We start from the raw sequence: 26029 nt of genomic DNA on the forward strand, positions 1-26029 counted from the left end.
TCTCCCTGCCCGACCAGGGCGGATTGCGTAGCATCCAACCCATGCCCCTGGAAGTGTTGGCGGACCGCTATGAAGTTCTCCGGCGCCTAGGTCAAGGGGGAATGGGCGATGTATGCCTTGCCCAAGACACGCTGTTAGGACGCGATGTCGCAGTGAAGTTTGTGAGCGACCGGGCCCTGCGTGAGACACCAGGGTCTGCCGACATCCTTCGCGACGAGGCGAAAACCGCCGGTAGTCTACTGGGGCACCCGCAGATTGTGAGCGTCCTTGACCTGCTGCATGTTTCCACGGACTTGCATGAGGGCCCAGCAATAGTCATGGAATATGTGGCAGGATGCAATCTCGCGGAGTGGATTACCGTACATCAGAACAAACTTGATGTGCGCACCCGCCAGCAAGTGGGTCTGTATATCGCACAAGAGATCATCGAAGGTGTGTCTTTTGCGCATAAGAAGGACGTGCTACACCGCGACTTGAAGCCGCACAACATTCTAGTGTCTCTAGAGGGGCGAATTAAGGTCACTGACTTCGGCCTCGCTCGCGTAGTTGATGCCGTCACCCGAAGCCATACGCTTTGGTGGGCGCGAACTCCTCTGTACGCAGCGCCAGAACAGTGGCGTGACGAGAAGCCGGACGAAAAGACGGACGTCTATCAGCTTTGTGCATCGCTCTACCATCTCTTCGCCGGCAGACCAGCTGCGGAGGGGCGTAGTCCAATGGCGCTGATGCGCTGGCACGAGCGCGGGAGTGTAAGATCTCTTGACACTGGCGAGGGGGAAAGTCTCGACGAGAGGGTCGCGAGACTAATTGTTCAAGGTTTGTCCAAGCGGCGAACGGACCGCCCAGACCTGTGGGCCATCTTCGACGCGGTGTCGGACCAACTCCCCGGGCATGTAAATGTCGAAGTGGATGTCACGGACTGTGAGCCCGAGGCTGTGGAGGAAATCGTCCGACTGACGGATCTGGATCGCGATGAACTTAAAAAGGGAAAAGTCGCCTTCGAGTGGCCGAACCCTCTAGAACCTCTTCGTGAGGCCATTGGCGTTGTTCTCAATGGCGGCATGTGTCGCATATTGCCGTCATCTCCGCCCGTAGCGGAGTCGTCTTCGTCCGGGGGGTCGACAGACGTTGGGGGACCAGAAGGCGAGCCCCCATCAGTCGTTGCGGAGTAACTGTCCGCAACGGAGGACGGTTGAGCCACCGAGAATTGGGTCTTGACGAACCGGTTCGACCTGTTGCCAGCAGGGGAACTTCGGCGCGGAAGGAGGCTGAACCTTGCGCGCCCGTAGTGCCGATGACGTGCAAGCCGTCCGGCATATTTCCATGTGCGGGTTCTCGGAGCGAGAATTTGCGATGAGGGCCTCGCGTACGAAGGGGCCGTCGAGCCAGCACGCCTGGTACAGCACTCTTGGCCCCAAGTCATTTATGAGCACAGCGTCCCCTTGGGCCGCGGTGGCGTTGCCGCCGCAGCACCCTGGAGTCCGATCCTGTGGGCGGACGGACGGCGGCGGTCTCCGCGGCGGCGGCCCTGAGTAGCCGGGGCCGTCTGTGACGGCGGCAGGGTGACTGGTGTGACCTCGCCGGGCGCACGGCGCGGCATCACGCTGCGTGCACGGTTCGCCGGGGCGGCGTCCCGGACACGTAGGACGCGTGCGCCTAGCGTGGCGCGCGAGGTGATCAGTCATGAGTGAACGCAACGGAAGCACGTCCACCGGTCCCGGGACCGCCGAGATCCCGGTGGTCCGCCCGAGCGGCGCCGTGGCGGCGTCGAAGGCCGGAGCGGCTCCGAAGGGTGGAGCCGCTGCGAAGTCGGGGGCGGCTCCGAAGACGGCGGCCGCACCGAAGGCCGGAACGGCCCCGACGACCGGCGCGGCGGCGAGCACGACCGGGGCAGCCGCGACGGGCGGTCGGGCGACCACCGGCGTGTTGCCGACGGTGGCTGCCCCCGACGCCGTGACGGCGGAGGCCCCGCCCGCGCCGGAGCCGGCCGCTGCCGAGCGGGACCTGCCGCCGGGTGCCCAGCCGACCGCTCCGGTCTCGGTGCGCCCGGCACCCCGCATGCCACGCCGTGGCCCGATGACGATCATGGGGCCGTGGGCGCCGGTGGCCGGAGGGCTGCTCGGCCTGGTGCTCGGTGGCATCGTCGCCGCGGTGCTCGGCGGGTCGGCGGAGAGCTACGACGAGCGGCTCTCGGTCGTGTTCGTGGTGCTCGGCCTCGGCATGCTCGGCACCGCCGGCACGCTGCTGGCCGACGAGGTGCGCATCGTGCGGCAGCAGGCCCGCGACGCCGTCGTCCGCCCGCAGTGGGTGGAGGCGACCGCCGGGCTGGTCAACGGGCTCACCCCGGCGCGGCTGCTGATGCTCGGCAGCGTCGTCGTCCTGGTGCTCGCCGCCTACGTCGGCCGGGGCTGACCCCGCGCGACCGTCCACCCGGCGGGGCCCCCGTGCACCCGGGGTCCCGCTGGGCGCGCCGTCGCCGCACTAGAAGTAGGCGTCGATGCCCAGGTGGACGGCGAGCCCGAGCCCGGCGACGGCGATGACCCGCCGCAGCGCCGTCTGGGGCGCCCGCCGCACGATGCGGGGGCCGAGCAGCGAGCCGAGGAACAACCCGATCGCCAGGGGCAGCGCGGCCGACCAGGCGATCGAGGCGAAGAGCACGAAGCCGACCGCCGCGACGGTGTTGGCCACCCCGAGGACGACGTTGCGCATGGCGTTGCTGCGGGGCAGGCCCTCCCCGGTCGTGAGCAGGAAGGTGGCCAGCATGAGGACGCCGGCCGCTGCCCCGAAGTAGCCGCCGTAGATGGAGATGGCGAACACGGCGGGCGCCAGCCACCACTGGTCGCCGTGCCGGTGGACGCCGGCGGCAGCGGCCTCGGCGGCGAGCTCGCGCGGAGGGCGCTGCACCAGGATCGTCAGCGCCGCCCCGCCGATGAGGAAGGGCACGATCCGCTCGAAGGCCTCGGTGGGAGTGCTGAGCAGCAGGGCCGCCCCGATGCTCCCGCCCAGGACGGCGGCGGCGGCCAGCGGCACGAGCCTGCGCCCCTGGCCCTCCAGCTCCGGTCGCGAGGCGCTCACCGACCCGACGCCGGTCAGGACCAGCGCCGCGGTGTTGGTGACGTTCGCCGTCACCGGTGGCAGACCCACCGCCAGGAGGGCGGGGTAGCTGATCAGCGACGCGAGGCCCGCGATGCTGCCGGTGAGCCCCGCGCCGACCCCGGCGAGGACCAGCAGGGCGAACTCCCAGACGCTCATCGGCTCAGCAACACCGCGATGGCGACGAGACCGAGGACGACGATCGCCGTCCGCAGCACCGGCTCGGGCAGCGTCCGCCCGTAGCGCGAGCTCACGTACCCGCCGACGAGCGAGCCGGCCGCGAGCAGCCCCGCCGCCGTCCAGTTCACCCGGTCTGTGGCGACGACGACGTAGGCGCCGGCGGCCACGGTGTTCACCGCGAGCGTGAGGACGTTCTTGAGCGCGTTGAGCCGCTGCAGCGGCTCGCGCAGGAGCAGGCCGAAGATGCCGATCTGGAGCACGCCCTGGCTGGCGGCGAAGTACCCGCCGTACGTGCCGGTCAGGTAGGCGCCGCCGAAGAGCGCGGCGTTGCGTCCCGGGCCGATCGGCTGCTCCACGTCGTCCGGGGACCGCCGTCGGGCCAGGGCCCGCTGGACCAGCGGCTGCACGGCGACCAGCGTGACGGCCAGGGCGATGAGCACCGGGACGACCGCCTCGAACGTCGAGGCCGGCAGGTGCAGAAGCAGGAAGGCGCCGGTGAGGCCGCCGAGGACCGAGGCCGGCAGCAGTCCGAGCAGCCGCCTGCGCTGACCGCGCAGCTCCCTGCGGTAGCCGAAGGCACCCGAGGCGTTGCCGGCGATCAGGCCGAGGGAGTTGCTGATCGTGGCCGGCACCGGCGGGATGCCGACGGCGAGCAGCACCGGGAAGGACACCAGCGTCCCCGAGCCGACGACGGCGTTGATGCCGCCCGCGGCGAACCCGGCGGCGGCCACCGCGATCATCTCCAGGCCGGTCATGCGTCCATCGCCGTCGAGACCGGCACGGCGGGGGACGATCCGCGGAGACCGGCCGTGTCTATCCGGTCACGCCGAACCCGGGCCGGCAGCGGGCGGGCAGGGCTCAGAGCTCAGGGCTTCACCGAGAGCACCGGGCGATCGGCGTCGAGCAGGATGCGCTGGGCCGCGCTGCCCATGAGGAGCTTGCCCACGGCGGAGCGCCTGCGGAGGCCGATGACGATCACCGAGGCGTCGACCTCCGTCGCGATCCGCAGGACCTCGTCGGCGGCGTCGCCCGAGTGGCTCTCCTGCCGGACCTCCAGCGGGACCCCGGCCTGCCCGGCCTGGTCGGTCAGCCGGCGCACCGCGTCCTCGGATGCGACGTCCGCACTGACCGGCGCTCCGCTGCGCGCGGTGTTGAGCACGACGAGGGGCTCCGCCCGGCGGCGGGCCTCGGCGAGGGCTGCGGCGAAGGCTGCCTCGCCCTCGGGGGTGGGCACGTAGCCGACCAGGACGGTCATACCAGCTCCTCGGTGTCGTCCGGCTGCTCGGCGGGGCGCCGCCGGGACAGCGCGGTGCGGATGGTCGGCAGGAGAGCAACCAGGAGGAAGATCACCAGCAGTGTGCCCGAGATGGGCCGGGTGAAGAACTGGAAGGCGTCGCCGTCGAAGATCAGCAGCGATCGGCGCAGCGAGTCCTCGAGCAGCGCGCCGAGCACGAACGCCAGGACCAGCGGGCCCGGCTCGAAGCCGAGCTTCTTCATGAGGTACCCGAGGATGCCGAAGACGATGACCAGCACGATGTCGAACACGTTGTTGTTCACCGTGTAGACGCCGACCAGCGTGATCAGCACGGTGATCGGGGCGAGGATCGCCGGCCGGACCCGCAGGATCTTCACGAAGAGGCCGACCAGCGGGATGCTCATGATCAGCAACAGGATGTTGCCGATGTACATCGAGTTGACGACGCCCCAGAAGAGTTCCGGCTCGTCGGTGACCAGCCGCGGGCCCGGCTGCACGCCCTGGATGAGCAGGGCACCGAAGATGACGGCCATGGTGGCATTGGCCGGGATGCCGAGGGTCAGCAGCGGGATGAACGACGACGTCGCGGCGGCATTGTTCGCCGTCTCCGGTCCGGCGACGCCCTCGACCGCGCCCTTGCCGAAGCGCTCGGGCGTCGTGGACCGTCGCTTCTCCATCGCGTAGGCCGCGAGGGAGGACAGCGTGGCGCCTCCTCCGGGCAGGATGCCGAGGACGAAACCGACGACCGAGCCGCGGCCGATCGCACCGGAGGACTGGCGCAGGTCCGCCCGCGACGGCCAGACGTTGGCCACGGCCGCCGGTGCCTGGACCCGGGTGTGCCGCTCCTCGAGGTTGTACAGGATCTCGCCGAGGCCGAAGAGACCCATCGCGATCGGCACGAAGTCCAGACCGTCGGCCAGGTTCAGGTTGCCGAAGGTGAACCGTTCGCCGCCGGTGAAGGCGTCCCGGCCGACCGTGGCCAGGAGCAGGCCGATGCAGGCGGCGACGACGGCCTTCAGCCGGCCGCCGCTGCTGACCGTGGCCACGAGCAGGATGCCGAGCAGGGCCAGCGCGGTGTACTCGGGCGGGCCGAAGTCGAGCGCGAAACCGGCCACGACCGGCGCCAGGAGCGTGAGCGCGAGGATCGACACCGTGCCGCCGACGAAGGAGCCGATCGCCGCGATGCCGAGCGCGGTGCCGGCCTTGCCCTGACGGGCCAGCGCATGGCCGTCGAACACCGTGACCACCGACGACGCCTCACCGGGCAGCTTGAGCAGCACCGAGGTGATCGTGCCGCCGTACTGGGCGCCGTAGAAGATGCCCGCGAGCATGATGATCGCGGTCACCGGCTCGACCCCGATGGTGACCGGGAGCAGGATCGCGATCGTGGCTGCGGGCCCGAGGCCGGGCAGCACGCCGACCAGCATGCCGACGACGACGCCGATCAGGCAGTATAGCAGGTTCGTCGGTTCCAGGACGACGGTGAAACCGTCGAGCACCGGTGCGAAATCCATGGCGTTGCTTACCGGCCCCTTCTCAGAACAGGTGCGGGATGGGGACGGACAGGGCCGCCACGAAGATGAGGTAGAAAGGCGACCACCATGCCGATGCTGGCGATGACCGACATGCGCCAGCTCTCGCCGCCCAGGAAGCGGAGCCAGACGAAGGCGAGCAGCCCGGCGGGGATCTCGAAGCCGATGACGTCGATGAAGGCGACGAAGACGACCATGGTCGCCAGCCCTGCCACCACCTGCCAGGTGGAGTGCGTGAACCGTTCGGTGTCGGCCGTGGTGCGGGCGGTGAGCAGGAGGCCGAGTCCGAGGACGATGATCGTGACGCTGAGGATCAGCGGCCAGGTGCCCGACCCCGGATTCCCGGCGCTGCCGGCGCCCAGCGACATCGCGCCGACGAGCGCGGCCGCGCCGAAGGCGATCACGATGGTGGCGACGACCAGGTTGGTGATCGGCCCCGCCGGTGGTGGACGGTGTTCCGCCTCCTCCTCGACCTGCAGGGCCGCCTCCTCGATGTCGTGCAGGTCCGGCGTGGCCGGGACATCGACGGGGTCTCCTGCCGAAGGGGGAGTGCCTCCGCGTTTCCCCACGGGGGTGGCCCCGGCGGCCGTGCGGCCGCCGGGGCTCCCCGAGGTGTTCACCTCGTCGTGCGCAGAGCTCACTACTCGCCCCCGAGCTCGATGCCGTACTCCTCGATGACCTCGCGGTACCGGTCCAGGTTGGACGTCCAGGTCTCGACGACCTCGTCGCCGTCGACCTCGTAGGGGGTCAGCTGGTTGTCCTCGTTGAACTGCTGGTACTCCTCGGTCTCGAAGGTGGCCTGGAAGGCCTCCTCCAGCGTGGAGATCACGTCGTCCGGCGTTCCCTCCGGTGCGACGACCGCCCGGGACTGCTGGACGGGCACGTCGTATCCCGCCTCGACGGCGGTCGGGGTGTCCGCCAGGTAGGAGGGACGCTCCTCGGCGAAGGTGACGATGGGGGTCAGCTCGCCGGCCTCGATCTGCTCGATCGCCTCCCCGAGCTGGATCGAGCCGACGTCCACCTGGCCGCCGAGCACGGCGGTGAGGGTGGGGGAGCCGCCGTCGAACGGCACGGCCGTGGCGTCGATGTCGGCCTGGGCGAAGAGCAGCTCCTGCGACAGCTGGCTGCCCGTGCCGACCCCGGTCGTCCCGAAGGTGATCGGTCGCCCGGCGGCGGCCAGGTCCTCCACCGTGGCGAAGCCGGAGTCGGGGGCGGTGACGAGGACGTAGTCGTCGAGCGAGAGGCCGGTGATGACCTCGTAGTCCTCGATGCTGACGGCGTTCTCCTCCCCGACGGCGAAGGGGGTGATGTAGGCGAGGCTGCCGTTGAAGATCGCGAGGGTCTGGCCGTCCGGGTCGGCGTCGGCCAGTGCCTCCAGGGAGATGGCGCCGTTGGCCCCGGGCCGGTTCTCGATGGTGACGGCGACGCCGAGCTCGTCGGACACCCCCTCGGCCGCCGCGCGGGCGATCAGGTCGGTGCTACCGCCCGGGTCCGCGCCGACCAGGATCGTGATGGGTCCGTCGGGGAACTCGGCGGAGTCGCCGCCACCGCCGCCGACGTTGCCGCCGCAGGCGGCCAGGGAAAGCGCCAGCGTCAGGCCGGCACCGGTCGACGCCCAGCGGCGCACGCGGTGGTTCGTGGTCATGTCGATCTCCTCTGCGAGCAGCCGTCGGTCGGCTGGAGCTGTGAGTGGCGTCACTCGATGCAGCGGAGCGTAGGGAGCGCTTCTCATGCCTGTCCAAGATCAAAGGGGCATTGATTGATACCTTGCCTGCATGGCGTTCACCCTGGAGCAACTCCGCGGTTTCCTGGCCGTCGCAGAGGAGTTGCACTTCGGCCGTGCAGCCAGCCGCCTCAAGATGACGCAGCCACCGCTGAGCCGCCAGATCCAGAAGCTGGAGCGGGTGGTGGGTGCGCAGCTGCTCGAGCGGGACAACCGGCACGTGACGCTCACGGCGGCGGGCGAGGTCTTCCTCGCCGAGGCCCGGCGGCTGCTCTCGCTGGCGGACTCGGCACCCGAGCTCGCCCGGCGGGTGTCGTCCGGATCGCACGGGCTGGTGCGCATCGGTTTCACGGCGGCGTCGACCTACGGGACCCTCGGCCGCCTGATCGACGAGCTGGACCGCGCTCTGCCCGACATCCACCTGGACCTGCACGAGATGGTCACGCGCGAGCAGGTGGCCGCACTGCTCAACGAGGAGGTCGACCTCGGCCTCGCGCGGCCGCCGTTCGACGCCGACACCTTCGGCTCACGCCTTCTGCACCGGGAGGCGCTCCTGGTCGCCGTCCCCGACGGTCACTGGCTGCTGGACCTGGGGCGCGACGCCGTCGCCGGGGATCTGGCCGCCGAGCGGGTGGTCATGCACTCGCCGACCAGGGCGCGGTACTTCTACGACCTGGTGGTCAGCATGGTCCCCACCGCGTCGGAGAACGCCGTGCACACGGTGAGCCAGGTGCTCACCATGCTGTGGCTGGTGGCCGCCGGCCGCGGCGTGGCGTTCGTGCCCGCGTCAGCCGCCCGGCTGCCCATCGACGGGGTGCACTTCGTCCGGCTCGAGACGCCGGTGCCCGAACCGGTGGAGCTGCACCTGCTCTGGATGCGCGAGTCGAGGAACCCGGCGCTCCGGCGGGTGCTGGAGCACCTCGCGCGGGTCGATCAGGAGTTCTGATCCTCTGCCGACGATGCCGAGGGGGCATCGTTCGATGCGCAACAACTCTTGGACAGGCATCGTCCGCCGTTCCTACGGTGACGTCGACCACCGCTGCTGCGAACCGCCTGGATGCGCCGCCGCGGACCCGTCGGACCCGAGGACCTGATCGCCGTGCCCCTGATGTCTCCCGACGCCCTCGCCGACCGGCTCAAGTCCGGCCTGCTGTCCTTCCCGGTGACGCACTTCGACGCCGAGCTGCGCGTCGACGAGGCGCGGTACCGGGAGCACCTGGCCTGGCAGACGAGCTTCGACGTCGCCGGGCTGTTCGCCGCGGGCGGCACCGGTGAGGGCTTCTCCCTGACGTCGGAGGAGATCGACCGCGTCCTGCGGATCGCCGTGGAGGAGGCCGGGGACCGCGTCCCGGTCATCGCGCCGGCCACGGGCAGCACCGCGCAGGCGGTCGCCCAGGCGAGGGCGGCGAAGGAGGCGGGGGCCTCGGGGATCCTGCTCTTCCCGCCCTACCTGACCGAGGCCAGCCAGGCCGGCCTGGTCGAGCACATCAGCGCCGTGTGCGGGGCGACCGACCTCGGGGTCATCGTCTACAGCCGGGCCAACGCCGTGCTCGTGGACAGCACCGTCGCGCAGGTCGCGGACCGCAACCCCACCCTGATCGGTCTCAAGGACGGCATCGGCGACATCGAGCAGATGACCCGGACCTTCGCCAAGGTGGGCGACCGGCTGATCTACATCGGCGGCCTGCCCACGGCCGAGACCTTCGCGCTGCCGCTGCTCCAGCTCGGGGTGAGCACCTACTCGTCGGCGCTCTACAACTTCCTGCCCGAGTTCGCGCTGCGCTTCTACGCCGCCGTCCGGGCCCAGGACCGGGCGGCCGTCTACCAGATGCTCACCGATTTCGTGATCCCGTACCTGGACATCCGCGACCGGACCCGGGGATACGCCGTGTCGATCGTCAAGGCCGGGCTGACGGCCGTGGGCCGCGACGGCGGCCGGGTGCGTCCGCCGCTGACCGATCTCACCGCCGCAGAGCTCACCGAGCTGACCACCCTGGTGAGCAAGCTGCCCTGACCGAGATCGCCCGGTCGGCAGGTCACCGGGCGTCCGCTGCGCACCGACCCCCGGCGATCTGGAGAGCGACATGACGAGGTCCACCACCGCACCGGCGGAGCCGCGCCGCGCCGAGGTCGTGCTGGACCGGATCGAGTCGGTCACCGTCTCCTCGGTGGTCCTGCCGTTGAGCACCGCGGTCAAGGACGCCAAGGTGCTCACCGGCCGGCAGCGGGCGCTGACCGAGGTCACGTTCCTCTTCGCGGAGGTCCGCACCGAGGCCGGGCTCGAGGGCCTCGGTCTCAGCTACGCCCTCCGGGCGGGCAGGGCGGCACAATTCGCGCACGCCCGGGAGATCGCCCCCGACCTCATCGGTGAGGACCCCAGCGACATCGACCGGCTGTGGACCAAGCTGGTCTGGGCCGGCGCGTCGGTGGGCCGCAGCGGAGCCGCCACCCAGGCCGTCGCGGCGTTCGACACGGCGCTCTGGGACCTGAAGGCCAAGCGGGCCGGGCTGCCGCTGGCCAAGCTCCTCGGTGCGCACCGGGACTCGGTGCCCTGCTACAACACCTCCGGCGGCTACCTGCACGCGCCGATCGAACAGGTCGTCGAGAACGCGGGGCGCTCGCTGGCCGCCGGCATGGGCGGCGTCAAGATGAAGGTGGGCCAGCCGGACTCCGCCGAGGACCTGCGCCGGCTACGGACGGTCCGGGAACACCTCGGCGACGACGTCCCGCTGATGGTCGACGCCAACCAGCAGTGGGACCGGACCACCGCCATGCGGGTGGGCCGGGCACTGGAGGAGTTCGGCCTGGTCTGGATCGAGGAGCCGCTGGACGCCTCCGATGCCGAGGGCCACGCCCAGCTCGCGCGGGCCCTGGACACCGCGGTGGCCACCGGCGAGATGCTCACCAGCGTCGCCGAGTTCGGCGAGTTCCTCCGCCTCGGCGCCGTGGACGTCCTCCAGCCCGACGCCCCCCGGGTCGGTGGGATCACCCCGTACCTGAAGATCGCCGCCCTCGCCGAGCACGCCCACCTGCAGATGGCGCCGCACTTCGTGATGGAGCTGCACGTCCACCTCGCCGCGGCGTACCCGTCCGAGTCCTGGGTGGAGCACTTCGACTGGCTCCACCCGCTGTTCGACGAGCGCCTGGAGATCAGCGGCGGGCGCATGCACGTGCCCGCCCGGGCCGGCCTCGGCATCACCCTGAGCGAGCAGGCGCGCGCCTGGACGGTCGACTCCGTCCGCGTCGACGCGCCGCGCTGAACCGACCGAGACCCCGAACGAGGAGTGCCATGACCACCGACGTCCGGACCACCGACGTCCAGCTGGACCGGTCGACCCGCACCGAGGGCGGCCGCGTGGTGCGCGTGGAGATCACGCCGGTCGCCTTCCGGGACCCGCCGCTGCTCAACGCCGTCGGCGTGCACGAGCCGTTCGCGCTGCGCTCGGTCGTGGAGCTGGTCACCGAGTCGGGCACCTACGGGCTCGGCGAGTCCTACGGCGACCTCCCGCACCTCCAGCGGCTGCAGCGCGCGGCCGCCGAACTGGCCGGGGCCGACGTCTTCGACCTGCCGGAGCTGCGGCGCCGGGTGGTGGCCTCGCTGGCGGCCGACGACGGCCGCGGTGGCCACGGGATGAGCGGGATGGTGACCGGCTCGGCCACCGTCGACCGGGTGCTCTCCCCGTTCGAGGTCGCCGCGCTCGACGTGCAGGGCAAGCTCGTCGGCCGTCCGGTGAGCGACCTCCTGGGCGGTGCGGTCCGCGCGGCCGTCCCGTTCAGCGCCTACCTGTTCTACAAGTGGGCCGGGCACCCCGGGATGCCGGCGGACTCCTGGGGAGCGGCGCTGGACGCCGGCGCCCTGGTCGACCAGGCCCGCCGGATGGTGGACGAGTTCGGGTTCACCGCGATCAAGCTCAAGGGCGGGGTCTTCCCGCCCGAGGAGGAGATCGCGGCCATCGAGGCGCTGCGCGCCGCGTTCCCGGACCACCCCCTCCGGCTCGACCCGAACGCCGCGTGGACCGTGGACACCTCGATCGCCGTGGGGCGGGCGCTGGACGGCGTCCTGGAGTACCTCGAGGACCCGACCCCGACCATCGAGGGCATGGCCGCCGTCGCGCGCGAGGTCCCGATGCCCCTGGCCACCAACATGTGCGTGGTTGCGTTCGACCACCTGCCGCCGGCCGTCCGGCAGGGGGCCGTCCAGGTCGTGCTGTCCGATCACCACTTCTGGGGCGGGCTGCGCCGCTCGCAGGGCCTGGCCGCCGTCTGCGACACCTTCGGCATGGGCCTGTCCATGCACTCGAACTCCCACCTCGGGATCAGCCTGGCCGCCATGACGCACCTCGCCGCGGCCACGCCGAACCTCGACTACGCGTGCGACACGCACTGGCCGTGGAAGGACCCGGCAGAGGACGTGGTCGTCCCCGGGGTGCTCCGGTTCCAGGACGGCGCCGTCGCGGTGCCCACGACGCCCGGGCTGGGCGTGGAGCTGGACCGGGACGGACTGGCACGGCTGCACGAGCAGTACCTGACCTGCGGGCTGCGACAGCGGGACGACACCGGCTACATGCAGCGGGTCGACCCCTCCTACGAGGCCCGGAGCCCGCGGTGGTGACCGGCCGGACGCCCACCGTCGCCACCGTCGAGGTGGTCCCCGTCGCCGGGCACGACAGCATGCTGCTGAACCTCAGCGGCGCGCACGGGCCCTTCTTCACCCGCAACATCGCGATCGTCACCGACTCCGAGGGCCGCACCGGCCTCGGCGAGGTCCCCGGGGGCGAGGCGATCCGCCGCACCATCGAGGACGCGGGAGCACTGCTGACCGGGCAGTCGATCGCGGCCTACGGCCGGCTGCTGCGCGAGGTCGCGGCCACCTTCGCCGACCGGGACGCCGGCGGCCGCGGCCTGCAGACCTTCGACCTGCGGACGACGATCCACGCCGTCACCGCCCTGGAGTCCGCGCTGCTGGACCTGCTCGGCCAGCACCTGGGCGTGCCGGTGGCCGAGCTGCTCGGTGAGGGGCAGCAGCGCGACCGCGTGCCGATGCTGGGCTACCTCTTCTACGTCGGCGACCGGTTCGCGACCGACCTGCCCTACCTGGCCGAGGCCGATCCCGCCGACGACTGGGAGCGGCTGCGTCGCGAGGAGGCGATGACCCCCGAGGCGGTCGTCGCCCTCGCCGAGGCCGCGCAGGCCCGGTACGGCTTCTCCGACTTCAAGCTCAAGGGCGGCGTGCTGCCCGGCGAGCAGGAGGTCGCCGCGGTGCGCGCCCTCGCCGAGCGCTTCCCGGACGCCCGCATCACCCTCGATCCCAACGGGGGCTGGCTGCTCGCCGACGCGGTCGAGCTCTGCCGGGACCTGGGCGGCGTGCTCGCCTACGCCGAGGATCCCGTCGGAGCCGAGGGTGGCTTCTCGGGCCGCGAGGTCATGGCCGAGTTCAAGCGGGCCACCGGCCTGCCCACGGCGACCAACATGATCGCCACCGACTGGCGGCAGATGGCGCACGCGATCCGGTCCGCCGCCGTCGACATCCCGCTCGCCGACCCGCACTTCTGGACGATGCGCGGCTCGGTGCGCGTCGCGCAGCTGTGCTCGGACTTCGGCCTGACGTGGGGCTCGCACTCGAACAACCACTTCGACATCTCCCTGGCCATGTTCACCCAGGTCGGGGCGGCAGCTCCCGGTGAGATCACCGCGCTGGACACGCACTGGATCTGGCAGGACGGCCAGCCGCTCACCCGGTCGCCGCTGCGGATCGAGGACGGCGCGATCGCCGTGCCGACCATGCCCGGCCTCGGTGTCGAGCTGGACCGCGACGCCCTGGCCACCGCGCACGAGCTCTACCTGGAGCACGGGCTCGGCGCGCGGGACGACGCCGTCGCCATGCAGTACCTCGTCCCGGGCTGGGCCTTCGACCCGAAGCGCCCCTGCCTCGTCCGATGAACCGGTCAGGAGACCCTGTGACGACGTCCGGAACCCCCACCACACCCGCGAGTCCCGCCGTGCTCGACCGGATCACCTCGGTGACCCTCTCGTCGGTGACCCTGCCGCTGGCCAACCCGATCAGCGACGCGAAGGTCTTCACCGGCCGGCAGCGCCCGATGACCGAGGTCGCCTTCCTCTTCGCCGAGATCGGCACCGAGTCCGGCCTGGAGGGCGTGGGGTTCAGCTACTCCAAGCGGGCCGGCGGCCCGGCGCAGTTCGCGCACGCCCGCGAGGTGGCGCCGGACCTGCTCGGCGAGGACCCCAGCGACATCGCCCGGCTGTGGACCAAGCTGGTGTGGGCCGGTGCGTCGGTCGGCCGCAGCGGCGCCTCCACCCAGGCGATCGCGGCCATCGACATCGCGCTGTGGGACCTCAAGGCCAAGCGCGCGGGCCTGCCGCTGGCCAAGCTGCTGGGGGCGCACCGCGACTCGGTGCGCTGCTACAACACCTCGGGCGGGTTCCTGCACGAGTCGGTCGAGCAGGTGAAGGACAACGCCACCCGCACCCTGGAGCAGGGCGTCGGCGGCATCAAGATCAAGGTCGGCCTGCCCGACTCGGCCGAGGATTTGCGCCGGGTCCGCGCCGTCCGCGAGCACCTCGGCGACGCCGTGCCGTTCATGGTGGACGCCAACCAGCAGTGGGACCGCCCGACGGCCATGCGGGTCAGCCGCCGGCTCGAGGAGTTCGACCTCGTGTGGATCGAGGAGCCGCTGGACGCCTACGACGCCGAGGGCCACGCCGAACTGGCCCGCAGCCTGGACACCGCGATCGCGACGGGGGAGATGCTGACCAGCGTCGCGGAGCACGCCGCGCTCATCCGCGCCGGCGCCGTGGACATCCTCCAGCCCGACGCGCCGCGCATCGGCGGCATCACCCAGTTCCTCACCCTGGCCACCCTGGCCGACCAGGCCGGGCTGCTGCTGGCGCCGCACTTCGCGATGGAGATCCACGCGCACCTGGCCGCCGCCTACCCGCGCGAGCCCTGGGTGGAGCACTTCGACTGGCTGCACCCCCTGTTCAACGAGCGCCTCGAGACCCGCGACGGGCGCATGTACATCTCGGACCGGCCCGGTCTGGGCATCACGCTCAGCGAGCAGGCGCGCGCCTGGACCGTGGACCGCGTCCACGTCGGCGCGACGCAGTGACCACCGCACCACAGCACCGGAGGACAGGCACATGAGCGACGTCGTCAGCATCGACCCCGGCACCGGCGAGGCCGTCGAGGTGGTCGCGCAGGAGACCACCACCGCCGAGGTGGACCGCCTCTGCGCGGCCGCCCTCGCCGCCGCGCCCGGCCTGGACGCCCTGGGTCGCGCCGGCCGTGCCGCGCTGCTGCGCGCCCTGGCCGACGCCCTGGAGGCCCGCCGCGACGACGTCGTCGCCGTCGCCGACCGGGAGACCGCCCTCGGGACCACGCGCCTCAACGGTGAGCTGACCCGCACCGCCTACCAGCTGCGCCTGTTCGCCGAGGTGCTCGACGAGGGCAGCTACCTGGAGGCCGCGATCGACCACCCGGGGGACACCCCCATGGGCCCGCGTCCCGACCTGCGCCGCATGCTGCTGCCGATCGGCCCGATCGCGGTGTTCGGGGCGAGCAACTTCCCGCTCGCGTTCTCCGTGCCCGGGGGCGACACCGCGTCCGCGCTGGCCGCCGGCTGCCCCGTCGTCGTCAAGGCGCACGGGTCGCACCCGGCCACCTCGCAGCTGGTGTTCGACGTGTTCGTCGCGGCGGCCCGCGCGGCCGGCGCGCCCGAGGGCACGCTCGGCATCGTGCACGGGCTGCAGGCCGGAGCCGACCTGGTCGCCCACCCGGCGATCCGCGCCGTCGGCTTCACCGGCTCGGTCAACGGCGGCCGGGCGCTGCTGCAGATCATCGAGCGGCGCCCCGACCCGGTGCCCTTCTTCGGCGAGCTGAGCAGCCTCAACCCGCTGATCGTGACCCCGCACGCGGCCGGCGAGCGCGGCGAGGTCATCGGCCGCGAGCTGGTCGGCTCCTTCACCCTCGGCGGTGGGCAGTTCTGCACCAAGCCCGGCCTGGCCTTCGTGCCGGCCGGTCCCGACGGCGACCGCGTCGTCGACGCGATGGCCGAGGCCGTGCGGGCAGCGCCGGCGCCGGTGCTGCTGAACGAGGGCATCGCCGCCTCCTACGGCCGGATCTCCGACGGTCTGTCCGGGGCACCTGGCGTCGAGGAGATCGCCCGCGGCGCCGACCCGGCGGGGGAGGGCTTCCGCGCCGTGCCGCGGCTGCTCACCACCACCGCGGCCGACCTGCCGGCGGAGGTCACCGAGGAGTGCTTCGGCCCGGTCAGCGTGGTGGCCCGCTACGACGGCGAGAAGGAGCTGTTCGCGGCGCTGTCGGCCATGCCGTCCTCGCTGACCGCCACCGTGCTGCGCGGTTCGGGGGAGACCGAGCTGCCGCTGGCCGTCTCCCAGGAACTGCGCACCCGGGCGGGGCGGCTGGTCTACGACGCCTATCCGACGGGCGTGGCCGTCTCCTGGGCGCAGCACCACGGTGGGCCCTGGCCGTCCACCAACTCCCAGCACACCTCGGTGGGCACCACCGCCATCCGGCGGTTCCTCCGGCCGGTCACCTGGCAGGGGGCGCCGCAGGAGCTGCTCCCCGAGGAGCTCACCGACGACTACCGCGGCATCCCGCGGCGCATCGACGGCGTCCTCGAGCTGCCCCGGTGACCCCACGGGTCGCCCTCGTCAGCTCCGAGCGCGGCCTGGCGGTCGACCCCGACCTCCCGATCGCCGGCTCGGCGCTGCGGGAGGCGGGGCTGGCCGTCGACCTGGTCCGCTGGGACGACGCCGGCCTCGACTGGGACGCCTACGACCTCGCCGTCGTCCGCTCCTGCTGGGACTACGCCTGGCGCCTCGAGGAGTTCCTGTCCTGGGCGGCGCGCGTGCCGCGGCTGCGCAACGCCGTCGAGCTGCTCCGGTGGAACACCGACAAGACCTACGTGCGTGACCTGGCGCGCGCCGGGCTGCCGGTGGTGACGACGGCGTGGGACCCGGCCGGCGCGGACGAGCTGCCGGACGCGGCGGAGTGGGTGGTGAAGCCGTCGGTCTCCGCGGGATCGCGGGACACCGCCCGGTGGGGCGACGCCGCGGCCGCCCTGGCGCACGTGGCGGAGCTGAACGGCGCCGGCCGGACGGCGATGGTGCAGCCCTACCAGGCCAGCGTCGACGAGCTGGGCGAGACCGCGATGCTGTTCATCGGCGGACGCTTCTCCCACGCCGTGCGCAAGGGGCCGCTGCTGGGCCGCGGTGAGGGCGTGCGGCAGGACCGCGACAGCCGGGGCGACCTGCGCCCGGCGCAGCCGTCGGCCGATCAGCGCGAGGTCGCCCGGTCGGTGTTCGACGCGATCCCGACCCTGGTGCCCGGTGCTCCCGCGCCGCTGTACGCGCGCATCGACCTGGTGCAGGACGTCTCCGGCCGACCGGTCGTGCTGGAGCTCGAGCTCACCGAGCCCAGCCTGTTCCTGCCCCAGGCGCCGGACGCCGCGGACGCGCTGGTCCGCGCGGTGGAGGCGGAACTGCGCGCGTGAGCGGGGTGCTGGGCGGCTTCGCCGCGCTGGCCGCGGTGATCGCGGTGGGGTGGGTCGTGGGGCGCGCCGGCACCCTCGGCAGCGACGCTCCGCGGATCCTGTCCCGGCTGTCGTTCTTCGTGGCCACCCCGGCGCTGCTGTTCCTCACCCTGAGCCGCGCCGACACGGCGACCGTCGCATCGCTGGCGCTGATCGCCACAGCGGGCAGCGCGGTCGCGAGTGCCCTGCTCTACGCCGGTCTGGCCCGGTGGCGGTGGCGGCTGCCCGCCCCGGAGCTCGCCACGGGCGCGCTCTCGTCGTCCTACGTCAACGCCGGCAACCTGGGCATCCCGGTGTCGGTGTACATCCTGGGCGACGCCTCCTACGTGGCGCCGGTGCTGCTGTTCCAGGTGCTGGTCATGACACCGGTCGGGCTCGGGGTGCTCGCCGGCTCCGGGACCGGCGGGCAGGCAGCGCCGTCCTGGCGGCAGCTGGTGCTCCAGCCGGTGCGCACGCCGGTGGTCATCGGCTGCGTGCTCGGTCTGCTCCTGGCGGCCAGCGGGCTGGACGTGCCACCGGTGCTCCTGGAGCCGGTGGAACTCGTCGCGGCGGCGGCGGTGCCCGCCGCGCTGCTGGCCTACGGCATGTCGCTGCACGGGGCTCCCCGCCCGGGCGCCGGCGCGCTCGCCGGGCAGGTGTGGCTGGCCGTCGTCCTCAAGAACCTGGCGATGCCGGCCATCGGGTACGCCCTCGGCCGGTGGGTCGCCGACCTCGACGGCGTCGCCCTGCTGGCGGTCACGGTGACCTCCGCCCTGCCCACCGCGCAGAACATCTTCGTCTACGCCGCGACGTACGACCGGGGCACCGTCCTGGCCCGCGACGCGATCCTGCTCAGCACCGTGCTGTCGGTGCCCGTCCTCGTCGGCATCGCGGTGCTGCTGGCATGAAGGGAACTTCCATGTACCACGAGCAGTTCGACGCCGTCCTGATCGGCGGCGGCGTCATGAGCGCGACGCTCGGGACGCTGCTCGGCGAGCTCGAGCCGGGCTGGCGGATCGCCGTCGTGGAACGGCTGGACGAGGCAGGATCGGAGAGCTCGAGCGCCTGGAACAACGCCGGCACCGGGCACGCCGGGCTCTGCGAGTTCAACTACACGCCCCGCCGGGCCGACGGATCGGTCGACGTCTCGCAGGCCGTGGCGATCGGCGAGCAGTTCGCCGCCTCGCTGGTCCTCTGGGCGCACCTGGTCTCGGCGGGCCGGATCGGCGAGCCGCAGGACTTCATCCGCCCGGTGGCGCACGCCGGATTCGGGCGCGGACCGGACGGCGTGGCCCACCTGCGGGCCCGGTGGGCGGCGCTCCGCGGGCATCCGCTGTTCGCCGGCACCGAGTACAGCGAGGACCGGGCGCAGCTCGCCGACTGGCTGCCGCTGATGTTCGGCGACCGCCCCGACGACGGTCCCGTCGCCGTCACCCGCTCGACGCAGGGCACCGACGTCGACTTCGGTGTGCTGACCCGCCGGCTCCTGACCGCGCTGCGGTCCCACGGTGCCGACGTCCGGCTGGGGCAGCAGGTGACCTCCCTCGAGCGGGACGGCGAGGCGTGGGACGTCGGGGTCCGGGACCGCCGCACCGGCGCACCCGGCCGGTTGCGCGCGCCCTACGTCTTCGTCGGCGCGGGCGGCGGGACGCTGCCGCTGCTCCAGCAGGCACGGGTTCCGGAGGTGCGCCGGTACGGCGCCTTCCCGATCAGCGGCCGGTTCCTGCGGACGGCGGACCCCGACCTCGTCGCGGCGCACGGCGGCAAGGTCTACGGACACGCCGCCCCGGGGGCGCCGACCATCTCGGTGCCGCACCTGGACCACCGGACGGTGGAGGGCCGGGAGCACCTCGTGTTCGGTCCGTTCGCGGCGTTCTCCCCGCGCTTCCTCCGCACGGGGCGGCTCAGCGACCTCCTCCGGTCCGTGCGGCCGGGGAACCTGCCGGTCCTCGCGGCGTCGGCCCGGGACAACCGCTCGCTCATGGCCTACCTGGTCCGGCAGCTCGCCCAGACCTCCGAAGGCCGGCTCGACGCGCTGCGGACGTTCGTCCCGCGCGTCGAGGCCGACGACTGGGAGCTGGTCACCGCCGGGCAGCGGGTCCAGGTGCTCAAGATGTCCGGCGGGCGCGGGGCCATGGTCGGCTTCGGCACGGAGGTGGTCACCTCCGCCGGTGGCTCGCTCGCCGCCCTGCTCGGCGCCTCACCCGGTGCCTCCACCGCGGCCGCGACGATGGTCGACGTGCTCGCGACGAGCTTCCCCGGTCGCATGGCGGCCTGGGCGCCCCGGCTTGCCGAGATCGTGCCGTCGGCGGGAGGAGCGGAGCGCCTGGAGCCGGCCGAGTTGCTGGCCCGGGCGCAGGCGGCCCGCCGCGTGCTCCGCCTGGACGAGGCAACCGGCGGTCCCCGGGAAGACCTGGCATGACGTCCCCGGAACTGCTCGAGCGGCTCCGCGAGGTGGTGGGGGAGGAGGGCCTGGTCACCGAACCCGCGCAGCTGGACGGGTACCTCAGCGACTGGCGCGGCGCCTACCGCGGCACGGCCGCGGCCGTCGTCCGGCCGGCCAGTACGGAGGAGGTCGCCGCGGTCGTGCGGATCTGCTCCGGGGACGGGGTGGCCGTCGTCCCGCAGGGTGGCAACACCGGCCTGTGCGGCGGTGCGGTGCCCGACGCCTCCGGCCGGCAGGTGGTGCTCTCGCTGGAGCGGATGCGCCGGGTGCGCGCGGTCGACCCGGTCAACCAGACGATCACCGTGGAGGCCGGCGTCGTGCTGCAGGCGGTGCAGGAGGCGGCCGCCGCCCAGGGCTGCCTGTTCCCGCTCTCCCTCGGGTCGGAGGGCAGCTGCACGATCGGCGGGAACCTGTCGACCAATGCCGGCGGCACGGCGGTGCTCCGCTACGGCACCATGCGCGACCTCGCGCTCGGGCTGGAGGTGGTGCTGCCCGACGGCCGGATCTGGCACGGCCTGCGCGGGTTACGGAAGGACAACACCGGCTACGACCTCAAGCACCTGTTCATCGGCGCCGAGGGCACCCTCGGCGTGGTCACCGCGGCGGTGCTCAAGCTGTTCCCCGCCGTCCGCAGCCGGGCGACGGCGTGGGTGGCGCTGCCGTCGGTCCGCGCGGCGGTCGAGCTGTTCGGCATCGTGCGCGCCCTCTGCGGGGACCGGCTGACCGGGTTCGAGCTCATGAGCCGCCAGAGCGTCGAGTTCGTGCTGCGGCACGGCGCGGGCGCCCGCGACCTCTTCGGCGCACCGCACCCCTGGTACGTGCTCGTGGAGCTGGGCGACACCCTGCCCGAGGCCGGCCTCGGCGGGCTGCTCGAGTCCGCGCTGGCCGAGGCGTTCGAGCGCGAGGTCGCCGGTGACGCGGTGGTGGCCTCCGGCTCCGCGCAGGTGGACGCGCTGTGGGCGCTGCGCGAGGGGATCTCCGAGGCCCAGAACTTCGAGGGCCCGAGCCTGAAGCACGACGTCACGGTGCCGGTCAGCAGCATCGCCGACTTCGTCGAGCGGACCGACCGCGCGCTGCGCGAGGCGGTCCCCGGCATCCGGATCGTCGTCTACGGGCACATCGGCGACGGCAACCTGCACTACAACCTGAGCAAGCCGGAGGACGGCGACGACGACGCGTTCCGGCGGCGGGCCGACGAGCTGGGCCGGATCGTCTACGACTCGACGAGCAGCTTCGACGGCAGCATCAGCGCCGAGCACGGGCTCGGGCAGTCCAAGCGGGAACTCGTCGCCGACTACAAGGACGCCCTGGAGCTGGACCTGATGCGGGGCATCAAGCAGCTGCTGGACCCGCGGGGCCTGATGAACCCCGGCAAGGTGCTTCCGGGCTGAACCGGGGCCCTTCGCGCGAGGGGTGATCCGGTGTGGCCGGGGAAGCCCCGTGCGACTCGTGGGACGGACCGGTCCGGGCCGCGCCGAGGTGTTTCCCGTCACAATCGCGTCAGGCAGCCTACCGTCGTCCCCATGCACCCCCAGCCCGTCGAACCGTCGTCCACACCCCGTTCCGCCGCCCCCGCCCGGGTGCGGTACCTGCACCAGCTGGCCGCGGCCCGGGTGACCGCGGCACGGCCGCGATCCGAGCAGCAGATCGCGGACATCGTCCGCGTCACGGTCGACGACGAGGTGGACACCCGCACGTTCGCCGCCATCGTCACCGACGTCTCGGACGACCTCCGTCGCTGACGCACCTCACCGCCCCGCACCGGGACGGCCGCCGGCTCACGGGTGGGTGGCGATCCGCCCGAGCACCTCGTCGGGCAGGGCGCGGTCGGCGTAGAGGAGCCGGACGGCGTCCGGGTCCGGGTTGCCCGCGTCCGGACCGCGCCAGAGCAGCGTCAGCCCCGAGCGTTCCGCGCGCCCGCGGGACTCGAGGTTGTGCTCGAGCAGGGTGGCGACGACCGGCAGCCCGGGATCGGTCCGGTGCGCCGCGTCGAGTGCGGCGGCCACCAGTTCCGCCGCGAGCCCCCGGCCCCACGCCGCGGGCGTGAAGCGGTAGTAGAGGTTCCACCACGCCGTCCCCACCCGGACGGCGCAGCCACCCGTGCCCACGACGTCGTCGGCACGCAACGGCGTCCCGGGCAGGTCGTGCCGCAGTCGCGCGGTCCAGTAGCCCAGGCCGTCCCGTGCCCAGTGGCCGACGGAGTGCTCGATGCCCTCCGCCGTCCGCTCCGGCGACGTGTGCCGCCCCGACGGCAGGTGGGCCCACGTGCCGGGGTCCGACATCAGCGCGACGTGCGCGTCCAGGTCGCCGGGGACGACGGCATCGAGCCGGAGCCGCTCCGTCTCGACGTGCCGGAGATCCACGACGGTTCCTTCCGCTGGAGGAGGGCCCGGACGGGGCCCGTCGGCACAGTCTGGACGGCGCCCGACCGCCGCCAGGCGCGGGGCCGCGGGTAATTCCGTGGACAGGAGAGCCCGCGGCGCCATCATCGGCCGGTGCGCGTGCGACTCGTCCCGGTCGAGGACGCCGCGCTGGCGGCCGCCGCCCGCGCACTCTGCGCCGCACCGGTCGATCCGCCGGGCATTCCGGACCACGACTGGCTGCACGGCGATCCCGGTGAGGTGCTGCGCAGGCTCCGCCTCGCCCGTGACCGTCGGCTGGCCGCCGGTGGCCGCGCCTGGACCATCGGCGCCGACGGAGCGGTCGTGGGCTACCTGAGCGCATCCATCGACGACGGCGGCGCCCGGGCGGAGACGTTCTCCGTGGTCGCGCGCGCCGAGCAGGGCCGGGGGATCGGTTTCGCTGCCCGACGGCTCGCCCTGGACGAGCTGGCAGCGGCGGGCATCCGGTCGGTCGTCAGTCTCGCGCGGCCGGGCAGCGCGTCCGCCGCCGTCTCACGACGACTGGGCTACCGGCTGACCGGCACGGAGGAGCGGACCCATCCCGACGGCTACGTCGTGGCACTCGAGCGGTACGAGCTGCGCCTCCCGCGCGGTGATGCACGCATGATCGGCGGATGACCTCGGCGCGGACGGCACTGCTGGCGAACTTCCGGTGGCACGGCGGGCACGCCGACGTCTGGCGGGTGTTCGCCGACGGCGACGCGCTCGCGTCGGTCGTGACGGGGCTCGCGGATCCGTGGCGGGGCTCCGCCGTCTCGCGGGTCGTCGGCATCGAGTCACGCGGTTTCCTCCTCGGGGCCGCCGTCGCCGTGTCCCTGGGCGTGGGCTTCGTGGCCGTGCGGAAGGACGGTGGCCTGTTCCCCGACGCCACGGTGACGACGGAGGCCGAGGAGGACTACCGGGGGCTGCGCCACCGGTTGCGGATGCAGGCCGTCCTGACGCCGGCCGACCGCGTCCTGCTGGTCGACGACTGGGCCGAGCGTGGCAGTCAGGCGCGTGCCGCCCGGTATCTCGTCGAGTCCACCGGGGCCACGTTCCTCGGGATCTCGCTGCTGGTGGACCAGTTGCCGGCACCCGTCAGGTCTTCGCTGGGGAGGGTCACGGCCCTGGTGTCCGCCGACGAGCTCGGCGACCCCGGCGCCTGAGCTTCCGTGGCACCGCACCGCGGAAGCCGGGCAGCCGCGACTGCACGGGGTTCCCGGCTCAGCCGGCCGGCCGCCACGGCGTCAGATCGAGATTCGGATAGCGGAGTGCCGTTCCGGCCAGGGTGTCCGGTGTCCAGTACGGGTGGCCGGGGGCGGGGAACCCGAGCGCCATCAGCTGGGGCGGGATCGCCCGGCTGACGAAGGCCGTCCATTCCGGGGTGAAGCTCCGTGTGGCCCAGGCGCCCCGTTGCCCCCAGATCAGGCCGGCCGGCCGGTAGCAGATCTGCATGCTGTAGCGGACGCCCCGTGGCGCGGTGAGCTGGGTGCCCCGGTGGACGGTGCCGGGCTGGAAGGCGATGACCGTGCCGGCCGGCCCGGCGCCGGACACCTCGGCGTCGTAGAGGTGCGGGCTCCCGCTGTCGTCGGTGAACCGGGACCGGCCCGACGTGCCCGGCCGGAGGAACCAGTTGGGCACCGCGGGCAGGTCGGCGGTGTGCCGGGAGGAGACCAGGTGCGGTGGCCCCAGGTCCTCCGGCACGTCGGTGAGGAACAAGAACATCTCCACCTGCCGGCAGCCGGGAGCCGAGCTGGGCACCAGGATCGTGTGGTTCAGGTAGTCGCGGTGCAGGTCCTGCTCGTAGTCGCAGGCACCCGTGTACTTGGCCCACGCCTCGGCGCCGTACAGGTGCACGTCGTCCTCCGGCAGCAGTGCCTGCGCCAGCTCCAGCAGCCGGGAGTGGACGGCGAGCAGGCTGATCTCGGTGCTCGCGAAGGGGAAGGAGTCGATACCGGCGAACTCGTCACCGAGGAAGCGCTCGCGGCGGGGATCCGTGCCGTCGTGAAAGCCGTCGGCGCTGGGGAACATCGCCGGCAGCTCGCGCACGGCCGGTTCGAGCTCGTCAGCGGGGATGAACGCCGGGAGGACGACGAAGCCCTCGGTCTCCCATGCCCGTGCCGCGTCCGCGAGGTCCATGGGGGGAGCCTCGGCGGGACGGAGGAGCCGGGCAACCCGTTTATCGCCACGCGCACCGGGAGGCCGTTGTCCTCCAGCGGCGGAGCGTCCCCGGTTGTGCGCACCGCTCCGCCCGCACGTTTGCGCCGCCTCACTCCTGCGGAGCTGCGGGCGCCGCCCCGGCCGCGCCCCGGCGTCGGCTCCGGCGCAGCGGGATGAGCACCGCTGCGGCGACCACGGCGGCGACCGCCAGCCACGGCAGCAGGACACCGAGGACGACGACGGCGCTGCCGGCCGCGGCGACGAGGGCGCGCCAGCCGGTGGCGAGTCCCTCGAAGAACCCGTCCGGACCACCGGGCGGCGCCACGCCGTCCGGCCGCAGGTGCACGTGCAGGGTCGACAGCTCGACCTGGTCGGCCAGCAGCGCCCGCTGGGACTGCAGCGACTCCAGCTGCTCCTGCCGGGAGGAGAGCGCTCCCTCGGCCGAGAGCAGCACCTCGATGGACGCTGCCTCGTCCATCAGGGCCTGCAGCCGGGCCACGGAGGTCTCCAAGGCGGAGATCCGGGCGTCCAGGTCGACGGCCTCCCCGGTCACGTCGGAGCGGGACACCGACACGCTCGCCACCTCGCCGAGGTCCTCCAGATCGGCCAGGACGTCGGTCAGCTCGTCCGCGGGCACGCGCACGACGAGGTCTGCGCTGGCCGACTCCTCCTCGCCGTCCCCGGCCGCCGCCTGCTCGGTCCGCTCGTCCACCCGGCCGCCGGCGGTCTCCACCAGCTCGCTCACCCGCTGGGCGGCGTCGGAGGGGTCGTCCACGACGAGGGAGGCGGTGGCGGTCGTGATCACCTGCCGGTCGGCGTCGGTCGGTGCGCCTTCGTCGGCGACGGCCCCCGCGCTGCCGCCGCCGTCCGCGCTGCTCGACTCGTCTCCGCCCGAGCCGGTGCACCCGACGAGCACCAGCACCACGGCCAGCGTCGCTGTTGCCCTGCCCACGAGAGTCCTCATGGCGGGACCGTAGGACCGCGCTCGGGTCGCCGACCAGGGCCGATGCCCGATCGTGACGCGGGGAGGAGGCGGCCCCCGTCAGCCCGCCGGCCGGCTCACCTCCCGGTGACGCGCCCGGCTGCGGGAGCGGCCCTCCCGGCGGTCCTGCAGGAACGCTGTGGTCGATGTGTCCTCAAGGGCGGCCTATGGGACAGCGTTCCCCAAGATCACCACGCCCTGATGGTCGCCGTATGAGGTGATGAGAGAGCCGTCAGCGCGTATTGATCTTGCGGTGAAGCGTCCCTTAGTGGGCCGCTTAGGGACGGGCCTTGAGAGTGGGGCGAAGGACGTCGCCTCGTGTAGATGATCGTCGCGACTCCGACGCGTCCTCACGGCACCCCGGGGGCAGGGTCGGGCACGGTCAGATGTGCAGCGACATACCCGCCACCGCCGCCATCGTCATCGTCGGGATCCCCGCAGCCGGCTGTTCCCACGGTGGCGAGGGCCAGCAGCACGGCCACCAACCAGGCGCGCAGGCGCAGTGCACGGCGACGGGCAGCACCACGGTTCGACGAGTTCGCCAATGTCCTGACCACGGGTGCCTCCTTTGGCGAGCTGCGCCCCCGATGGGCACAGCATCCTCCATGCCAGCATCGCGCGCAGATGTGACGCCCCCTGGGTCGGTGTGCCGGCGGCCCCTGGCCAGGGCCAGGCCAGTTGGCGAGAAGGACTCGCAACGGCGGTCGGTGTCCATCGATGGACCCC

General features: G+C 72.7%; 26 protein-coding genes. 16 read left to right on the forward strand and 10 right to left on the reverse strand.

What is annotated here, in order from left to right; all coding sequences use genetic code 11:
* Positions 1-41 precede the first annotated feature (41 nt).
* Together RM425_RS16760 and RM425_RS16765 are read left to right on the forward strand one after the other, a co-directional pair.
* Positions 42-1172, forward strand: coding sequence for a serine/threonine-protein kinase (locus RM425_RS16760; RefSeq protein ID WP_311346359.1), 1131 nt, complete (start codon positions 42-44; stop codon positions 1170-1172).
* Positions 1173-1683: 511 nt separating this feature from the next.
* Positions 1684-2412: a hypothetical protein gene (locus tag RM425_RS16765; RefSeq protein WP_311346360.1), complete on the forward strand. Its 729-nt coding sequence runs from the start codon at positions 1684-1686 to the stop codon at positions 2410-2412.
* Positions 2413-2481: 69 nt separating this feature from the next.
* On the opposite strand, the gene RM425_RS16770 is transcribed toward RM425_RS16765, so the two are convergent.
* From RM425_RS16770 to RM425_RS16795, 6 genes are all read right to left on the reverse strand, one after another.
* Positions 2482-3252: a sulfite exporter TauE/SafE family protein gene (locus tag RM425_RS16770; RefSeq protein ID WP_311346361.1), complete on the reverse strand. Its 771-nt coding sequence runs from the start codon at positions 3250-3252 to the stop codon at positions 2482-2484.
* A complete protein-coding gene (locus RM425_RS16775) occupies positions 3249-4028 on the reverse strand; it encodes a sulfite exporter TauE/SafE family protein (protein WP_311346362.1) in 780 nt (259 codons plus the stop codon). The genes RM425_RS16770 and RM425_RS16775 overlap by 4 nt, the downstream gene beginning before the upstream one ends.
* A gap of 110 nt (positions 4029-4138) precedes the next feature.
* Positions 4139-4528, reverse strand: a complete 390-nt coding sequence (locus tag RM425_RS16780; protein ID WP_311346363.1) for a universal stress protein — start codon at positions 4526-4528, stop codon at positions 4139-4141.
* Positions 4525-6042 (reverse strand): tripartite tricarboxylate transporter permease, encoded by a 1518-nt coding sequence (locus RM425_RS16785; RefSeq protein WP_311346364.1) that lies wholly within the window; start codon positions 6040-6042, stop codon positions 4525-4527. Before RM425_RS16785 ends, RM425_RS16780 begins: the two co-directional genes overlap by 4 nt.
* Before the next feature lie 8 nt (positions 6043-6050).
* Positions 6051-6701 (reverse strand): tripartite tricarboxylate transporter TctB family protein, encoded by a 651-nt coding sequence (locus RM425_RS16790; RefSeq protein WP_311346365.1) that lies wholly within the window; start codon positions 6699-6701, stop codon positions 6051-6053.
* Positions 6701-7705 (reverse strand): Bug family tripartite tricarboxylate transporter substrate binding protein, encoded by a 1005-nt coding sequence (locus RM425_RS16795; RefSeq protein WP_311346366.1) that lies wholly within the window; start codon positions 7703-7705, stop codon positions 6701-6703. The genes RM425_RS16790 and RM425_RS16795 overlap by 1 nt, the downstream gene beginning before the upstream one ends.
* Positions 7706-7835: 130 nt before the next feature.
* On the opposite strand from RM425_RS16795, the gene RM425_RS16800 reads away from it, so the two are divergent.
* The 12 genes from RM425_RS16800 to RM425_RS16855 all read left to right on the forward strand — a co-directional run bounded on the left by RM425_RS16800 (position 7836) and on the right by RM425_RS16855 (position 21522).
* Positions 7836-8729: a LysR substrate-binding domain-containing protein gene (locus tag RM425_RS16800; protein ID WP_311346367.1), complete on the forward strand. Its 894-nt coding sequence runs from the start codon at positions 7836-7838 to the stop codon at positions 8727-8729.
* Between the two features lie 162 nt (positions 8730-8891).
* A complete protein-coding gene (kdgD, locus tag RM425_RS16805; protein WP_311346445.1) occupies positions 8892-9797 on the forward strand; it encodes a 5-dehydro-4-deoxyglucarate dehydratase in 906 nt (301 codons plus the stop codon).
* 70 nt (positions 9798-9867) lie between these two features.
* Positions 9868-11043, forward strand: coding sequence for an L-talarate/galactarate dehydratase (locus RM425_RS16810; RefSeq protein WP_311346368.1), 1176 nt, complete (start codon positions 9868-9870; stop codon positions 11041-11043).
* 29 nt (positions 11044-11072) lie between these two features.
* Positions 11073-12395, forward strand: coding sequence for a glucarate dehydratase family protein (locus RM425_RS16815; protein WP_311346369.1), 1323 nt, complete (start codon positions 11073-11075; stop codon positions 12393-12395).
* On the forward strand, positions 12389-13723 hold the full coding sequence (locus RM425_RS16820) for an enolase C-terminal domain-like protein (RefSeq protein WP_311346370.1): 1335 nt from the start codon (positions 12389-12391) through the stop codon (positions 13721-13723). The genes RM425_RS16815 and RM425_RS16820 overlap by 7 nt, the downstream gene beginning before the upstream one ends.
* Before the next feature lie 17 nt (positions 13724-13740).
* Positions 13741-14910: an L-talarate/galactarate dehydratase gene (locus RM425_RS16825; RefSeq protein ID WP_311346371.1), complete on the forward strand. Its 1170-nt coding sequence runs from the start codon at positions 13741-13743 to the stop codon at positions 14908-14910.
* A 31-nt stretch (positions 14911-14941) separates the two neighbouring features.
* On the forward strand, positions 14942-16456 hold the full coding sequence (locus tag RM425_RS16830) for an aldehyde dehydrogenase (NADP(+)) (protein ID WP_311346372.1): 1515 nt from the start codon (positions 14942-14944) through the stop codon (positions 16454-16456).
* The gene (locus tag RM425_RS16835; protein ID WP_311346373.1) at positions 16453-17316 is read left to right on the forward strand and encodes an ATP-grasp domain-containing protein; all 864 of its coding nucleotides are present in this window, start codon (positions 16453-16455) and stop codon (positions 17314-17316) included. The genes RM425_RS16830 and RM425_RS16835 overlap by 4 nt, the downstream gene beginning before the upstream one ends.
* Positions 17313-18242, forward strand: coding sequence for an AEC family transporter (locus RM425_RS16840; protein WP_311346374.1), 930 nt, complete (start codon positions 17313-17315; stop codon positions 18240-18242). Before RM425_RS16835 ends, RM425_RS16840 begins: the two co-directional genes overlap by 4 nt.
* Positions 18239-19756, forward strand: coding sequence for a malate dehydrogenase (quinone) (gene mqo, locus RM425_RS16845; protein ID WP_311346375.1), 1518 nt, complete (start codon positions 18239-18241; stop codon positions 19754-19756). The genes RM425_RS16840 and mqo overlap by 4 nt, the downstream gene beginning before the upstream one ends.
* The gene (locus RM425_RS16850; RefSeq protein WP_311346376.1) at positions 19753-21171 is read left to right on the forward strand and encodes an FAD-binding oxidoreductase; all 1419 of its coding nucleotides are present in this window, start codon (positions 19753-19755) and stop codon (positions 21169-21171) included. The genes mqo and RM425_RS16850 overlap by 4 nt, the downstream gene beginning before the upstream one ends.
* A 132-nt stretch (positions 21172-21303) precedes the next feature.
* Positions 21304-21522 (forward strand): hypothetical protein, encoded by a 219-nt coding sequence (locus RM425_RS16855; protein WP_311346377.1) that lies wholly within the window; start codon positions 21304-21306, stop codon positions 21520-21522.
* 36 nt (positions 21523-21558) lie between these two features.
* Here RM425_RS16855 and RM425_RS16860 read toward each other — a convergent pair whose 3' ends face one another.
* Positions 21559-22143, reverse strand: coding sequence for a GNAT family N-acetyltransferase (locus tag RM425_RS16860; RefSeq protein ID WP_311346378.1), 585 nt, complete (start codon positions 22141-22143; stop codon positions 21559-21561).
* A 132-nt stretch (positions 22144-22275) separates the two neighbouring features.
* Between RM425_RS16860 and RM425_RS16865 the strand changes: the two genes are divergently transcribed.
* Together RM425_RS16865 and RM425_RS16870 are read left to right on the forward strand one after the other, a co-directional pair.
* Entirely contained in the window at positions 22276-22800 is a 525-nt protein-coding gene (locus RM425_RS16865; protein ID WP_311346379.1) for a GNAT family N-acetyltransferase, read from the forward strand.
* Positions 22797-23327 (forward strand): phosphoribosyltransferase, encoded by a 531-nt coding sequence (locus RM425_RS16870; RefSeq protein ID WP_311346380.1) that lies wholly within the window; start codon positions 22797-22799, stop codon positions 23325-23327. Before RM425_RS16865 ends, RM425_RS16870 begins: the two co-directional genes overlap by 4 nt.
* Before the next feature lie 58 nt (positions 23328-23385).
* Here the strand turns inward: RM425_RS16870 and RM425_RS16875 are convergent, their stop codons facing one another.
* The 3 genes from RM425_RS16875 to RM425_RS16885 form a co-directional block, all read right to left on the reverse strand.
* A complete protein-coding gene (locus RM425_RS16875; RefSeq protein ID WP_311346381.1) occupies positions 23386-24300 on the reverse strand; it encodes a phytanoyl-CoA dioxygenase family protein in 915 nt (304 codons plus the stop codon).
* A gap of 130 nt (positions 24301-24430) precedes the next feature.
* Positions 24431-25285 (reverse strand): DUF4349 domain-containing protein, encoded by an 855-nt coding sequence (locus RM425_RS16880; RefSeq protein ID WP_311346382.1) that lies wholly within the window; start codon positions 25283-25285, stop codon positions 24431-24433.
* 368 nt (positions 25286-25653) lie between these two features.
* Positions 25654-25860 (reverse strand): hypothetical protein, encoded by a 207-nt coding sequence (locus tag RM425_RS16885; protein WP_311346383.1) that lies wholly within the window; start codon positions 25858-25860, stop codon positions 25654-25656.
* Positions 25861-26029: the final 169 nt, after the last annotated feature.

Source organism: Blastococcus goldschmidtiae (assembly GCF_031845325.1).
Lineage (GTDB): Bacteria > Actinomycetota > Actinomycetes > Mycobacteriales > Geodermatophilaceae > Blastococcus > Blastococcus goldschmidtiae.